The 13,205-nt window shown below is 69.9% G+C and carries 10 protein-coding genes; 5 read left to right on the top strand and 5 right to left on the bottom strand.

The window, feature by feature from the left end; all coding sequences use genetic code 11:
• The coding region (locus tag ACIRDX_RS15540; protein WP_396626350.1) for a deoxyribodipyrimidine photolyase at positions 1–1,370 on the top strand (1,370 nt) is incomplete at its 5' end.
• 210 nt (positions 1,371–1,580) lie between these two features.
• Entirely contained in the window at positions 1,581–3,413 is a 1,833-nt protein-coding gene (locus tag ACIRDX_RS15535) for a cryptochrome/photolyase family protein (protein WP_396626349.1), read from the top strand.
• A 228-nt stretch (positions 3,414–3,641) separates the two neighbouring features.
• Here ACIRDX_RS15535 and ACIRDX_RS15530 read toward each other — a convergent pair whose 3' ends face one another.
• The 3 genes from ACIRDX_RS15530 to ACIRDX_RS15520 all read right to left on the bottom strand — a co-directional run bounded on the left by ACIRDX_RS15530 (position 3,642) and on the right by ACIRDX_RS15520 (position 7,490).
• Positions 3,642–3,959: a hypothetical protein gene (locus tag ACIRDX_RS15530; RefSeq protein ID WP_396626348.1), complete on the bottom strand. Its 318-nt coding sequence runs from the start codon at positions 3,957–3,959 to the stop codon at positions 3,642–3,644.
• Positions 3,960–4,170: 211 nt separating this feature from the next.
• Positions 4,171–5,418 (bottom strand): threonine/serine exporter ThrE family protein, encoded by a 1,248-nt coding sequence (locus ACIRDX_RS15525; RefSeq protein ID WP_396626347.1) that lies wholly within the window; start codon positions 5,416–5,418, stop codon positions 4,171–4,173.
• Positions 5,415–7,490, bottom strand: coding sequence for a peptidylprolyl isomerase (locus ACIRDX_RS15520; protein ID WP_396626346.1), 2,076 nt, complete (start codon positions 7,488–7,490; stop codon positions 5,415–5,417). The genes ACIRDX_RS15525 and ACIRDX_RS15520 overlap by 4 nt, the downstream gene beginning before the upstream one ends.
• A 251-nt stretch (positions 7,491–7,741) precedes the next feature.
• Here ACIRDX_RS15520 and ACIRDX_RS15515 point away from each other — a divergent pair, with 251 nt between their 5' ends.
• Entirely contained in the window at positions 7,742–8,470 is a 729-nt protein-coding gene (locus tag ACIRDX_RS15515) for a hypothetical protein (RefSeq protein ID WP_396626345.1), read from the top strand.
• A gap of 87 nt (positions 8,471–8,557) precedes the next feature.
• On the opposite strand, the gene ACIRDX_RS15510 is transcribed toward ACIRDX_RS15515, so the two are convergent.
• Entirely contained in the window at positions 8,558–10,516 is a 1,959-nt protein-coding gene (locus ACIRDX_RS15510) for a peptidase M49 (RefSeq protein ID WP_396626344.1), read from the bottom strand.
• Between the two features lie 88 nt (positions 10,517–10,604).
• A complete protein-coding gene (locus ACIRDX_RS15505; protein ID WP_396626343.1) occupies positions 10,605–11,984 on the bottom strand; it encodes an MBL fold metallo-hydrolase RNA specificity domain-containing protein in 1,380 nt (459 codons plus the stop codon).
• Positions 11,985–12,098: 114 nt separating this feature from the next.
• Between ACIRDX_RS15505 and ACIRDX_RS15500 the strand changes: the two genes are divergently transcribed.
• Positions 12,099–12,890, top strand: coding sequence for a hypothetical protein (locus ACIRDX_RS15500; protein WP_396626342.1), 792 nt, complete (start codon positions 12,099–12,101; stop codon positions 12,888–12,890).
• A 131-nt stretch (positions 12,891–13,021) separates the two neighbouring features.
• The coding region (locus ACIRDX_RS15495; RefSeq protein WP_396626341.1) for a hypothetical protein at positions 13,022–13,205 on the top strand (184 nt) is incomplete at its 3' end.

Below are 13,205 nucleotides of genomic sequence, written 5' to 3'. Positions count from 1 at the left end.
GGGCGCGCGAGCTCGATCTGCCGCTGCTGGTGTTCGAGCCGCTGCGCGCCGGGTACCCCTGGGCCAGCGACCGCATGCATGCCTTCGTGCTGCAGGGCATGGCCGACCACCGCCGCGAGGCCGCCGCCCGGGGCGTGTCCTACTACGCGTACGTCGAACCGACGCCGGGCGCGGGGAAGGGCCTGCTGGCGCGCCTGGCCAGCGACGCGGCCGTGGTGGTGACCGACGACTACCCGACCTTCTTCCTGCCGCGCATGGTCGAGGCCGCCGCCGCGCAGCTCGACTGCCGCCTCGAGGCCGTGGACGGCAACGGCCTGATGCCGATGCGGGCGACCGACACGGTGTACCCGACGGCCTACGCGTTCCGCCGCTACCTGCAGAAGTCGCTGGTGCCGCACCTGTCGCAGTTCCCCCTGCGCGATCCGCTCGCCGCCATCCCCCAGCGACCTGCGTCCATCGCCGACGAGTTCCGGCGCACCTGGCCCGAGGCGACAGACGCCCTGCTTGCCGCCACGCCCGGCGCGCTCGCCGCGCTCCCGATCGACCACACCGTGCCCGCGTCGCCCGTGCTCACCGGCGGCACCACCGCCGCGCAGGCGCAGCTCGCGCGCTTCCTCGATCACGGCCTCGCGCTGTACCACGAGGAGCGTAGCCAGCCCGACAGCGACGCCGCATCGGGCCTCTCGCCCTGGCTGCACTTCGGTCACATCGGGGCCCACCGCGTGTTCGCCGAAGTGGTGACCCGCGCCGGCTGGACCACGCGCCAGATCGCGGCGAAGGCCACCGGCCAGCGCGAGGGCTGGTGGGGCGCGCCGCCGCACGTCGAGGCCTTCCTCGACGAGCTGATCACCTGGCGCGAGGTGGGCTTCAACTTCTGCGCGCTGCGTCCCGACCACGACACCTACGAGTCGCTGCCGCAGTGGGCCAGGACGTCGCTCGAGGCGCACGCGACCGATGCCCGCGCACACCTCTACACGCTCGAGGAGTTCGCCCGCGCCGAGACGCACGACCAGGTGTGGAACGCCGCACAGCGGCAGTTGGTGCGCGAGGGTCGCATGCACAACTACCTGCGCATGCTGTGGGGCAAGAAGATCCTCGAGTGGACCTCGCACCCGCGCGAGGCGCTGGCGGTGATGATCGAGCTGAACAACCGCTACGCGCTCGACGGCCGCGACCCCAACTCGTACAGCGGCATCTTCTGGGTGCTCGGCCGCTACGATCGCCCGTGGGCCCCGCGCCGCGAGATCTTCGGCGTGATCAGGTACATGAGCAGCGACAGCACGATCAAGAAGCTGCGCCTGAAGAACTACCTCCGCACGTATGGAGCAGGCGCACAGCAGCTGCAATTCAGAATTCAAAGTTCAGAATGAAGCGCAGGGCGGGCAGGGCCAACTCGCTGAACAATTCGGAATTCTCAATTCAGGAATTGAGCGCAGGTCCGAGCAACGCCATCTCCGGGGACGTTGTCGACACGAAGGTAGGGCGGCGTGTCCCACGCCGCCGTTAGTCCACGACGCGTGCCTGTTCGACTAACGGCGCGATGAGGACATCGCGCCCTACCTTTTCGGGGCCTACCTTTCATGCCACGCACATCAGCCTTCCGTGAGGCACTCGCTCGCCATGCCCACGACCCGTCGGGTCGACGCTGGGTGTACGTGCCGTACGACCAGGTGCACGACGGCATCGGCCCGCTCGCGCGGCACGCGCCGCGCGAGGTCGGCATCGTGCTCGTCGAGAGCGAGGCCAAGGGGCGTCGCCGGCCGTACCACCAGCAGAAGCTCGCGCTGATTCTCGCCAACCAGCGCCACTTCGCGCTCGAGCAGGCGGCGCGCGGCGTGGCGGTGCGCTACGAGCACACGCCGGGCACGTACGCCGACGCGCTGCGCGAGGTAGCGCGCGAGACCGGGCGGCTCGTGATGATGCGCGCGGCCGAGCGTGAGTTGCGCGTCGAGCTCTCGCCACTTGTTGCCGACGGCGTGATCGAGGAAGTCCCGCACGAAGGCTGGCTGACCACCGTCGAGGACTTCGAGGGACGGTCGCGCCGGACGAGTCCGGCGCCTACGAACGGACAGCTCGGAGACCCGTCCCTGCCCACCTACGCCGGACGGGGTCCGTGGCGGATGGATGCGTTCTACAAAAGAGTCCGCACTCGTTTACGCATTCTCATGGAGGGCAAGGACCCCGTCGGCGGGCGATGGAGCTTCGACGAGGACAACCGCGAGCCGTGGCGCGGCACGCCGGCGCCGCCGCGTCCGCCGGTGTTCACACACGACGCCATCACCGAGGAAGTCGCCGACCTCGTGCGCACGCGCTTCGCCGATCACCCTGGGCAGGTCGATCTGGCCTCGCTGCCGACGACGGCCGCGCACGCCGAGCAGCTGTGGGCCTGGGCCCTCGACAACTGCCTCGCGCACTTCGGTCCGTACGAAGACGCGATGTCGCGGCGAGACGACGGGCTGTTCCACACGCGGATCTCCGCGCTGCTCAACATCCACCGCCTTCTGCCCGCACGCGTCGTCCGCGACGCCGAGCAGTGCGACGCGCCCCTCAACTCCCGCGAGGGCTTCATCCGCCAGGTGATCGGCTGGCGCGAGTACGTGCGCCACGTACACGAGGCCACCGACGGTTTCACGCAACTGCCAGACGGCGAGGCGCCGCGCGCAGAAGCGCCTGGCGATGGCGGCTACGCGCGGTGGGCCGCCTTCGCGCTCCGCGCTTCGGCGCCCAAGGCCGCCGTGGCGCTGCGCGCTTCGGCGCCCAAGGCCGCCGTGCCCGTCGAGACTGCCGACCGCCGACCTGTCCACCGAAGCGCGCAGCGCGAAGGTGGACTCCCGACTGCCGGTTCCTATGGTGGTTCGCGCGTGAACGTGCTGAACGCGCGGACTCGGCTGCCCCTCGCCTACTGGGGCGCGCCCTCCGGCCTCGCGTGTCTCGATCACGTCGTCGCCGGCGTGTGGCGCGATGCGTGGAGCCATCACATCCCGCGCCTGATGGTGCTGGCCAACATCGCGGCGCTGCTCGACGTGGACCCGCGCGAGCTCACCGACTGGTTCTGGGTCGCGTACGCCGACGCCTACGACTGGGTGGTCGAGCCCAATGTGCTCGGCATGGGGACGTACGCCGCCGGGCCGCTGATGACCACCAAGCCGTACGTGGCCGGCGCGGGCTACATCCACCGCATGAGCGACTACTGTGAGACGTGCGCCTTCGACCCGAAGTCGACCTGCCCGCTCACGCGGCTCTACTGGGCGTACCTGTCACGGCACGAGGCGACCTTCGCGCGGAACCAGCGGATGGGCGTGGTGATGAGCGCCTTGCGTAAGCGCGCGCCTGCGCAGCGGCAGGAGGACGAGCGGGTGTTCGAGGGGGTGAGGGAGCGGCTGACCCGCGGGGAGCGGATCGATCAGCCTTGAAGCAATTCACAATTCACAGTTCAGAATGAAGCGCGGGGCGGGCAACGCCAAGTCGTCGGGGGCAAGGCCCGTGATCGCGTGCATTCCTGGAATGGTGAATCCTGACTCGTGTGATGTGCGACCCCCCGACTCCGCCGGCGGTCCGCTTCATTCCCAACTTCGTATGCTGTGCGGCAGCTTGGCGATGCCCGCCCCGCACTCAATTCCTGAACTCTGAATTCTGAATTGCTAATGCACGTGTGCGTCGGCTTGCATGAAGATGCCCGGCGCCGGCGTCACCGGAATGGCCAGCCCTTCGATCACGCTCTGCGACACGCGCACCAGCGTCGTCACCTGCGCCGCATAGGCCTGCACCGCGTGGGCGAGGTACGGGTCGTACTCGTAGCAGCGCATCAGCGGCACCGCGTCGACGACCGCGTCCTTCAGCTGGAGGGGCTCGGCCAGCCTGAGGTTGCCCTGGCTGTCGGGCTCCCTCGAGACGACGTCGACGGGCACCAGGACCGGCACCTCGTTCTCGTGGTGGACGTAATAGAGCACGGTATGCACGGACGTGCCTTTCCTTGAGTGCTTCCTGCCGTCGCGATCGTCCCGGGAACGACCTCACCCCGGGCGTTGACAGTCATGGAATCGGCCGACCCTCGGAAAAGCACAGGGCCATTGTCGATATTCCGACAGACAAAAACTGGCGTGTTTGCCCGACAAACTGACAAAAAGTGGCGATGTGTCGGCCTGTGGACACGCAGGGGCGTCGATGGGGTCAGCGCCGGGTGGGGACGATGACGCTCGACACCAGGAGGCCAACGGCGATGGCCACGGCCGTGAGGATCATCGTGAAGCCGGCCGTCACGCCGACGATGACGTTCTCGTCGAGGAGGCTGGTGAGCGACCGGTAGCCGATGCTGCCGGGCACGAGCAGCAGCACGCCGGGCACGAGGGCCACCGCGGCCGGGCCGAGGCCCCGCCGGTCGTAGAGGTTCGCCAGCACACCCACAACCAGTGCCCCCAGGGCGGCCGCCAGGGCCGGTCCGAACGCCAGCGCGCTCACCCGCACCGCCGTGTAGCCGATGGTGCTCGAGAGCCACAGCCACGGGAAGTCGCGCCACCGCGCCCGCAGCAGCACGCCGAAGGCCAGCGGCGCGATCGCCAGGGCGACCGTCAGCGTCCACTCCGGCAGCCGGCGCGGGCTGAACGACCGCACCGTGCCCACCAGGGATTCGGCCACCTCGCTGCCGACGGCCACGCCGAAGGCAATCGTCACGAACACGAGGAGCGCGCCAGTGAGGCGCGCCGTGCCCGCTGCCAGGTGGCGCCGGGCCAGTTCGGTCATGGCCACCGTGACCGTCAGGCCCGGCAGCAGCGCGATGATCCCGCCGAGGGTCGCCGTCGGGATCGACAGCCGCAGATCGCTCCATGCCGCGAACAGCGTGACGAGTGCAGACACGGCGAGGGCCGCGACCAGCTCGAACACATGCGACCCGTGCGGCCATCGCCGCGAGGCCAGCCAGATCAGCCCCGTGACCAGGCCCGACGCTCCAGCAACGCCCACCTCGTTCAGCCCGCCCCCGAGGATCCGGCACACCACGGCAGACGCCACGCCGTACGCCAGGACCCGCACGAGGCCCCTCGGCTCCGGCGGCGCGGCGATGATGGCGTCGATGTGGGCCGATCCCTCGGCGGCGCCGACGCGACCCTGTTCGACCGCTCGCGACACCGCGTCGATGCGCGCGAGCTTGCCGAGGTCGACGTCGCCGGGATGGACCCGAATCAGGTGCGTGCGCTGCCGCTCGTGCGGGCCGAACGCGGCAAAGATCGACGTCGGCGTGGTGAAGAACTGCGCCTGCAGCCCCAGCCGCTCCGACATGCCCTGCAGCGCATGCTCGAGCGCGTCTGCCGACAGCCCGTACGTGTGCAGCGCCCGTCCGAGGCGCAACACGAACCCCACCGCCTCGGTGTCGGCGGCCTCGGTGTGAGCCGCTGGCGTCGCAGGCAGGGGGATGTCGGTCACCGGACCTCCCGCGCCTCCGCCACGGCCGCGAGGATGACCTCGCCCTCGAGGATGTCGTCGATCACCGACACATCGCCGCCGATCGATCCGATGAGCGTGTAGTCGAAGTCGAGCCGCGCGTTGTCGACGAGGTTGACGTAGATCTGCCCGTCGCCCGTGTCGGGGCCGCGCGTCGAGATGCCCACCGTGCCGCGCACCTGGCTCAACGACGAGAACTCGTCGCGCGCGAAGGCGGCCGCGCCGGCGTACTCGTTGGCCGCCGGGCTGCCGCCCTGCACCACGAAGCCGGGCTCGACGCGATGGAACGTCCTGCCGTTCCACTCTCCCGCCTTCACCTGGGCCACGAACCGCGCCACGGCCGTGGGCGCCTGCGCGGCGTAGAGGCGCACCAGCAGCGTTCGTCCGCCACGCAGCGTCAGCGTGACCGTTGTCGATTCCAGGGCCTCGACCGCGCTCCCCGTCGGGACGGCCGCGCGGGGCAGCGGCTTCGGCGTGGCGACGATGGTCGCGTTGCCTGGGGTGCGGGCGCGCAGCAGCGCCGCCACGCGTTCGGCGATCGCATTGTCGAAGTCGGAGAGGTACGGCCTGAGCGTCGTCTCACGCTGCGCGTCGAGTTCGTCGATCCGCTCGACGAGCGCCATGCGCGGGTCGCGCGACGTCTCGCGCTGCTGCGCCGTGATGCGCGCGAGCGCGCCACGCAGCGTGGCGACGAGCGCCTCGTCTGGCGCGGCACCCTTCAGGGCCGTGGCGGCCTCGAGCACCAACTGCCCGTCGTTGCTGGCCAGGGCCGCGCTGGCTGCCGGCACGAGACCTGGCAGGCGCGCGCTGCGCCAGGCGACGAGCGCCGCGTGCTGCACGTTGGGGTTGGCGTCGCCCGCCAGGCGAGCGAGCACGTCGGCCTGCGTCGTCTCGCCCGCGGCGCGGGCGGCGTACATCCGCACCTGCCAGATGGGCGACGCGGCGGCGGTGGCGACGACCGGCCGCGCGGCCGCGGCCTCGGTGCGGGCGCGGGCCACGACGGCGTGCGCGTACTCGTGCCACGCGTCGGGCTGCGGACCGGCGGCGAGGCGCGCGTCGCACACGGCGCCGCAGGCGCGTGCCTCCCCGAGCGCATCGAGGGCAGCGAGTCGCACGTGCACGTGAGGATCCGCCGCGCCCTTCTCGGCAAGCGCCACGTGCCGGGCCCCGAGTCGCGCCTGCGCCGCATGGCGCACGAGCACCGACCGGTCGGCGAATGCCCACCCGGCCTCGCTGGCCGCCGCGTCGCCGCGTGCCGCGAGCGCCAGCACGGCGAGGCGCCGCACCTGATCGTCTTCATCGACCTGCGCAGCGGCCAGTCGCGCCGCCGGCAGCGGCCCGAGCGCGCTCAACCCCATCGTCGCCAGGCGCCTGGTCCTGCGACGCAGGATGTCGGGACGCGTCGCCCCAGCTTCCGGCGCGGCGTCGTCGAGCAGCGTGCCGAGCAGATCGGCGAGCGGTGCCGTGGCCGCACCATCGGCCTTCAGCGTCCGCGTCCGACGCGCGAGCGCCTCGGCGCCCCGGGCCACACCCACGGCGCACATGGTGCGCCCCGGTCCGGCGGGCACGCGCGCGTACGCCGTCGCGAGGTCACGCGCGGCCGCCGCCACGCCCGGCGCCCCGGCGTATCGCAGGCGCCCGAGCGATTCGGCCAGGCTGGCCAGCACGAGCAGGTCCTGTTCTACGGCCAACCGCCGCACCAGCGCCGCGCGCGCCGGCTCGAGCTGCCCTGGATCCCCGTTGCCGATCTGCGCCACCGAGAACGCCGCCTCGCGCCGCACGTCGATCGACACATGGTCGAGCGCCGCTGTCGCTGCCGGCAGCCACTCCGCGCGGCGCGTCCGTCCGAGGGCGCGCACGGCCAGCACCTGCGCGTCGGTCGGACCGTTCTTCAGCGTGTCCTCGACGACCTTGCGGTGCGCCGGCGAGGCCAGGCGCGCGTCGTCTGCGGCAATCACGGCACTGCGCACGTCGGATGCGGCTGGCGACGGAGGCGACTGGGCCTGGGCAGCCGGGGTGGTCGACAGCAGTGCGGCGAGGAGAAGGGGAAGCATCGCGGTCCTCTCTTCCATGCCGCGAATGAGGGAGGCTGACCCGAGCACGGTTCATGGTGGCACAGCCGGGCCTGTCAGTCGCGGCGTCGGTAGACCTTACGACCGCATCACCTGCCGCGCCGGCGTCCCGAACAGACGTCAAGACGCGCGAACGTCGCAAAATGTTGACGAGGCGAAGTTTATGGGTCAGGTACTGAAGGCGCTGCCCGCGTGGACCAAACATGGCACGGGTCTAGCTAGACAGTAGCGCCATGAAGCACATCGTCACCGCTGCCGTCGTACTCCTCCTCGGAACCCATGCCGCCCAGGCGGGCACGGTCGTGGCCACCTTCAACTCGACCAGCGGAGGCACCCTCGAGCGAATCATAGAGGACAGCACGGTCGGGTCGACGGGCTGGACGGGCCTGAACGCGGGTTCCTTCAGTTTCACGCGAACTGGCGGGACGGCCACCGAGCAGCTCCTGCCTGGCATCGGGGGGTCGTTCCTCACCTTCTGCGTCGAAGCCCAGGAGACCATCACCCAGGGGCAGTCCTACACGTTCGAGGTGAAGGACCTCAGTGAGGGCGCCGAGAACATCGGCGGCATGGGGGTCGTCCGTTCCAACCAGTTGCGAGAGCTTCTCTACGGAGTCAAGCCCCTGCAGGGGATGTCGACGGTCCAGGCGGCGGCGCTCCAGGTGGCGATGTGGGAGATCGTCCGGGAGACCAGTGCGCTGCCGTACGACGTCCTGAACGGAAAGACGCGATTCCGCAATGCCTTCGACGGCGCGGTGTTCACGACGGCTCAGGGCTGGTTGGATTCGTTCGTGAACGACGGTGAGGACCCGACCCAGCGCGCCGGAAACGTGGTGGCACTGGTCAACGCCAACAACCAGGACGTGATCGGGTTCTCTGTGGTCCCGGACGGCGGTGCCAGCCTGACGTTGCTCGGCTCGGCCCTCCTCGGTCTTGGCACCCTGCGCCGCAAGCTCCGCATCTGAAGTCGGCGCCACCGCTTATCAGTCCGGGAGGGCGGAGCCACTCCGCCCTCCTGACGGCTCGGCCTTCCCACGGGCCGACTCACAGACCTACCGTAGGGCCAAGGCCCGGCGATCCTCATCGGCCAGGGCGAACAGGCGGGCATACTCCAGCATCTGCGTCGCCAGGTCGAGGGGGTACGAGACCTCGACGTCGACGATGCGTCCGGTGGCGTCGGTGACAGGCGACAGCCGCGGCATCACGAAGCCGGTGTACGACGCCAGGTCGAGGCGATCGACGCGCGCCACGATCTCGTCGCGCAGCGCCGGGTCGAAGTGGATGCCGTGCGCCTCGAAGAGCGCCACGGCCTCGTCGTACAGGCCCTCCGACTTGATCTGCTGCACCAGTGCCAGCATCCGACCGACGCCGGCGTGGAAGGCCTCGACGTCGACCACCACGTAGTAGGTGTGGCCGTCGCGCGTGCGCCGCTCGACGGCGGTCGTCTGCGCCATCAGCCAGTGCACGATGGCCTGGCGATTGCGCATGTGGTCTTCCTCGAGGTGCGTGCCCTGCCGCACGCGCCGCAACTGCACCAGCGCGTTGCGCGCGTAGGCCTCGAACTCGGCGCGCACCACGTCGGCGTGATCGTCCGCGGCGATCAGCCCGAGCTCCACCATCACGGGGTCGGCGATGAACCACAGCGCCACGAGGTCTGACCGCGTCTCTTCGAGCGTCGAGTACTGCTCCCGCAGCGCGGCCTGCGGCGATCCCACGTGCGGCAACATGCGGCCCGAGCCGTGGCCGATCACCTCGTGCAGGCTCGTCGCCAGCTCGCCCGCGAAGGCCTGGAAGCGACGCGCGCGCTCGCGCTCCGCGTCGTCCCAGCAGAACGCCTCGCGCAGGCTCTCGGGCTGCGACTGCTCGTAGGCCTCCACCACGTTGGCCAGCGACACCGACTTGCTGCCGTGCACCTCACGGATCGACTCGTCGTTGGGCAGGTTGATGCCGATGGCGGTCATCGGCCCGGCGTCGCCGCATTCGACGATCACGTCGATCGCTCGCGCCGACACGCCCACCACGTCGGTGCGCCGATATGCGTCGTCGTACGGCATGTGCGCCTCGAACCAGGCGGCGTGCTCCGCGATGCTGCGGATGTGCTTCGTCTTCTCCGGATGCTCGTGGAAGACGATGCCTTCGAACGCGCCCTTGTGGCCGCGGGCGTCGAGGTACACCTCGATGAAGCCGTTGATCGTGTCGACGGGGGACTGCGCGTCGGTCACCCAGGCGATGTCGTAGTCGCGCCTGTCGGCCTCCTCGCCGGTGCGGTAGAAGCGGATCAGCGCGTCGAGTGCACGGGCGGTGGGCGGCGGGGCGACGTCGCGGGCGGCTTCGAGGTGCGCCACCACTCTGGCGATGGTGTGGCCGTAGCGACCACCGACCCGATACACCTCTTCGCGTAGCGTCCCGTCGGGCGCCTTCACGAGGCGCGAGTTGAGTGCGTAGCGTTCCTCGAACGTCTCGACGTCGGTCGACGTGACGCCGACGTAGAGGTTGTTGGCGCTGCTGGCGAGGATGTCCTCGCCGGGCCCGGGCGTCTTGCTCGTGACCATGGGGCGCCACGTCGCGTCGAGGAAGTCGCGAGCGTGCGCATCGACGAAGGCCTCGGCCGTCGTGTGCGGGCCGAGCGGCACGTCGACGCCGGCGGCCGCCGCGGCGCGGAGGGCCTCGAGCAACTGGTCGCGCGTGAGCTCCAGCACGAACTTGCGCGACGTGATGTGGTCGTACGGCCCAGAGTTGATCCAGAACAGCTTCGTGTACGTCGAGAGCGCCGTGGCCACCTCGGGCGCGAGGCGATCGCGCGCCGCGAAGAGCGCCTCGATCATGTCGCGCATGGCGAGGCTGTACTCGAACCGCTGGTCGTAGTAGATGTCGCGACCGGCGAGGGCCGCTTCATACAGGTGCCAGGCCAGCACCTTGTCGTCGACGTGCAGTGTGTGGAACGCGTCGGCGTACAGCTGCACGACGGCAGCCGGGCCGACGCGCTCGAGCAGGTAGGTGCGATCGCTCATGTTCGGAGGTAGGGCGGGGTGTCCTCACCCCGCCGTCATCAGATCTGCGACGGTCGTCAAACGGCGCGATGAGGACATCGCGCCCTACCTAGAGTTCGACCGTTTCGCGATGCTGCGGCTGGTGGACGTTCCAGCCGAGCGTCGACGTGATGGTCGTGGCCAGCGCGCCCATGGCCTCGGGCTCGCCGTGCACGAGGAAGGTGCGCCCCGGTGCGCGCTTGAAGCCGCCGAGCCAGCGGAGGATCTCGTCGCGGTCGGCGTGGGCCGACATCTGGTCGTTGCGCACCACGCGGGCCGCCACCGGGATGACCTCGCCGTGGATCTTCACCGTGTCGGCGCCGTCCACGAGCAGGCGTCCGCGCGTGCCCGCCGCCTGGTAGCCGACGAACAGCACGGTGTTCCGCGCGTCTGGCAGCAGCCGCTTCAGGTGATGCAGCACGCGCCCGCCGGTGGCCATGCCGCTCGACGAGATGATCACGGCCGGGCCGCTGGAGTTGGTGAGCGCCTTGGACTCCTCGGTGTCCTTGATCACGTGCAGGCGCCGCGTGTCGAACATCGGACCGCGGTGAATCGGGCGCATGTCGGGGTCGAGCTCGTCGGGCCGCGAGCTGTAGAACCGCAGCGCCTCGGCCGCCATGGGGCTGTCGACGTAGGTCGGCATCGACGGAATGCGACCTTCCTTCTCCAGCCGCTGCAGCCAGTAGAGCAGCTCCTCGACGCGCCCGATCGCGAACGAGGGGATGACCAGGCGTCCGCCCCGGGCGTGCGTGTCGACGACCACCTCGGCCAACGAGGCCCCATCGTCGTCTGGTTGATGGGTACGGTTGCCGTAGGTGGACTCGATCAGGAGGACGTCCGCCTCGTCGACCGGCTCGGGGTCGGGCAGCACCGGCCGGCCGTAGCGACCGAGGTCGCCGCCGAACAGGATGGTGTGGGGCGCCTCGTCCTGCGTGACGCGGATGAACGACGAGCCGAGGAGGTGGCCGGCGCGGATGAACTCGGCGGTCAGGCCCGGCACGATCGGCAGCGGCACGCCGTAGCCGACCGGCTGCAGCAGCGTGAGGGCTCGGCGGGCGTCGTCTTCGGTGAACAACGGCTTGGCGGGCGTGTGCTTCGTGTAGTGGTGCTTGTTGGCCTGGCGCGCGTCCTCTTCCTGGATGCGGCCGGCGTCTGGCAGCACGAGGGTGCACAGGTCGCGCGTGCCGGGCGTGCAGTAGACGCGGCCGCGATAGCCGGCGGCGACCAGGCGCGGGAGCCAGCCGACGTGATCGAGGTGGGCGTGCGTCAGCAGCACGGCGTCGATCTCGGCCGGGGCGATGCCGAGGCCCTGCCAGTTGCGCTCACGCAGCGACTTGAGGCCCTGGAACATGCCGCAGTCGACCAGCACACGGTGGCCGGCGCTGGTGCGGAGCAGGTGACGGGAGCCGGTGACCGTCTGTGCGGCCCCGAGGAAGGTGAGTGCGCTCATGAGGGTGGCGGTCCAGGGGGAAGCAGGTCCGTATTCTATACTTCGCAGGTTCGACCCTTGCGGTCCACGGTCGCTGTGGCGACCGTGTCCGTCCGGGGAGGAGGAGTGAGCACGATGCGTCTTCGTACAGCGGCAGCGGCACTTGGCGTGATGGCATGGGCGGCGAGCGCGTCGGCCGACGTGAAGATGGTGGCGACGATGTCGGGCAAGATGATGGGCCGGACGCCGTCTGGCCAGACCATCACCTACATCAAGGGCAACAAGATGCGGACCGACCAGGCCCTGGGCGGCAGCGAGCTCTCCACCATCATGAACGTCGACAGCGGCGAGCTCATCAGCATCAACCACAAGACGAAGGAAGCCGAGATCTGGAACGTCGCCGACATGGCCAGGACGCTCCAGACTGCCGGCGTGGCGGCCGACGGCGTGAGCGTGAAGATGACGCCCAACGGGCAGACCAAGACCGTTGCCGGCCACACCGCGCTCGGCCACGACCTCGCCGTGTCGGTGAAGTCGACGATGGGCGAGGGCATGTCCATGACCGTCAACATCTCGGGTCCGGCCTTCCTTTCCACCGAGGCGCCCGGCGCGAGGGACTACGCGGCCTTCTACCTGAATGCCGCCGAAAAGGGCTTCTTCTTCGGCGACCCGCGCGCGGCCAAGGCGCAGCCCGGCAACGCGAAGGGCATGATGACGCTGTACAAGACGATGGCGGAGAAGGGCGTGCCGCTCGAGTCGGTGCAGGTGATCAAGCTGTCGGGCGACGGCCCGATGGCCGGCGTGTTCGCCAAGATGGGCGGCGGCGAGATGAACACCACCGTCACCAGCATCTCGGACGAACCGCTGGCCGACTCGCTGTTCGCGGTGCCCGCCGGCTACACGGTGAAGCGACAGAAAGTCGAATAGGAATTCAGAGTTCAGAATTCAGGAATGAAGCGCGGGGCGGGGCATCGCCAGGCTCCGCGGGGCAATTCAGAGCTTCGAAGTTCGCTCATTCTGAATTCTGAACCTCCTGCGAAGGGTCCTCAATTACTCACGTGTCGTTTGTCGCTGCCCTGCAGGGGCCCTCTTCCGTCTATAGCGTCGAACTCCGCCCGCCGCGCGCTGAACTGAGCGCCTCGGCGGGCATCGACGCGTGGATCGACACCTACCACGCGGTGCGGCGCCTCGTGCGCCGCGGCCACCACGTGTGCCTCACCGACAGCGCCGTCGGCGCGCAGG

It is taken from the genome of Luteitalea sp. (assembly GCF_044337415.1).
Taxonomy (GTDB): domain Bacteria; phylum Acidobacteriota; class Vicinamibacteria; order Vicinamibacterales; family Vicinamibacteraceae; genus Luteitalea.
The sequence above is the reverse complement of the archived record's forward strand: the minus strand, read 5'-3'. Positions and strand labels throughout refer to the sequence as shown.

Coding starts and splice junctions, on each gene's coding strand:
- ACIRDX_RS15535 (WP_396626349.1), top strand. CDS start 1,581: ATGCCACGCACATCAGCCTTCCGTGAGGCACTCGCTCGCCATGCCCAC.
- ACIRDX_RS15520 (WP_396626346.1), bottom strand. CDS start 7,490: ATGCTTCCCCTTCTCCTCGCCGCACTGCTGTCGACCACCCCGGCTGCC.
- ACIRDX_RS15515 (WP_396626345.1), top strand. CDS start 7,742: ATGAAGCACATCGTCACCGCTGCCGTCGTACTCCTCCTCGGAACCCAT.
- ACIRDX_RS15510 (WP_396626344.1), bottom strand. CDS start 10,516: ATGAGCGATCGCACCTACCTGCTCGAGCGCGTCGGCCCGGCTGCCGTC.
- ACIRDX_RS15505 (WP_396626343.1), bottom strand. CDS start 11,984: ATGAGCGCACTCACCTTCCTCGGGGCCGCACAGACGGTCACCGGCTCC.
- ACIRDX_RS15500 (WP_396626342.1), top strand. CDS start 12,099: ATGCGTCTTCGTACAGCGGCAGCGGCACTTGGCGTGATGGCATGGGCG.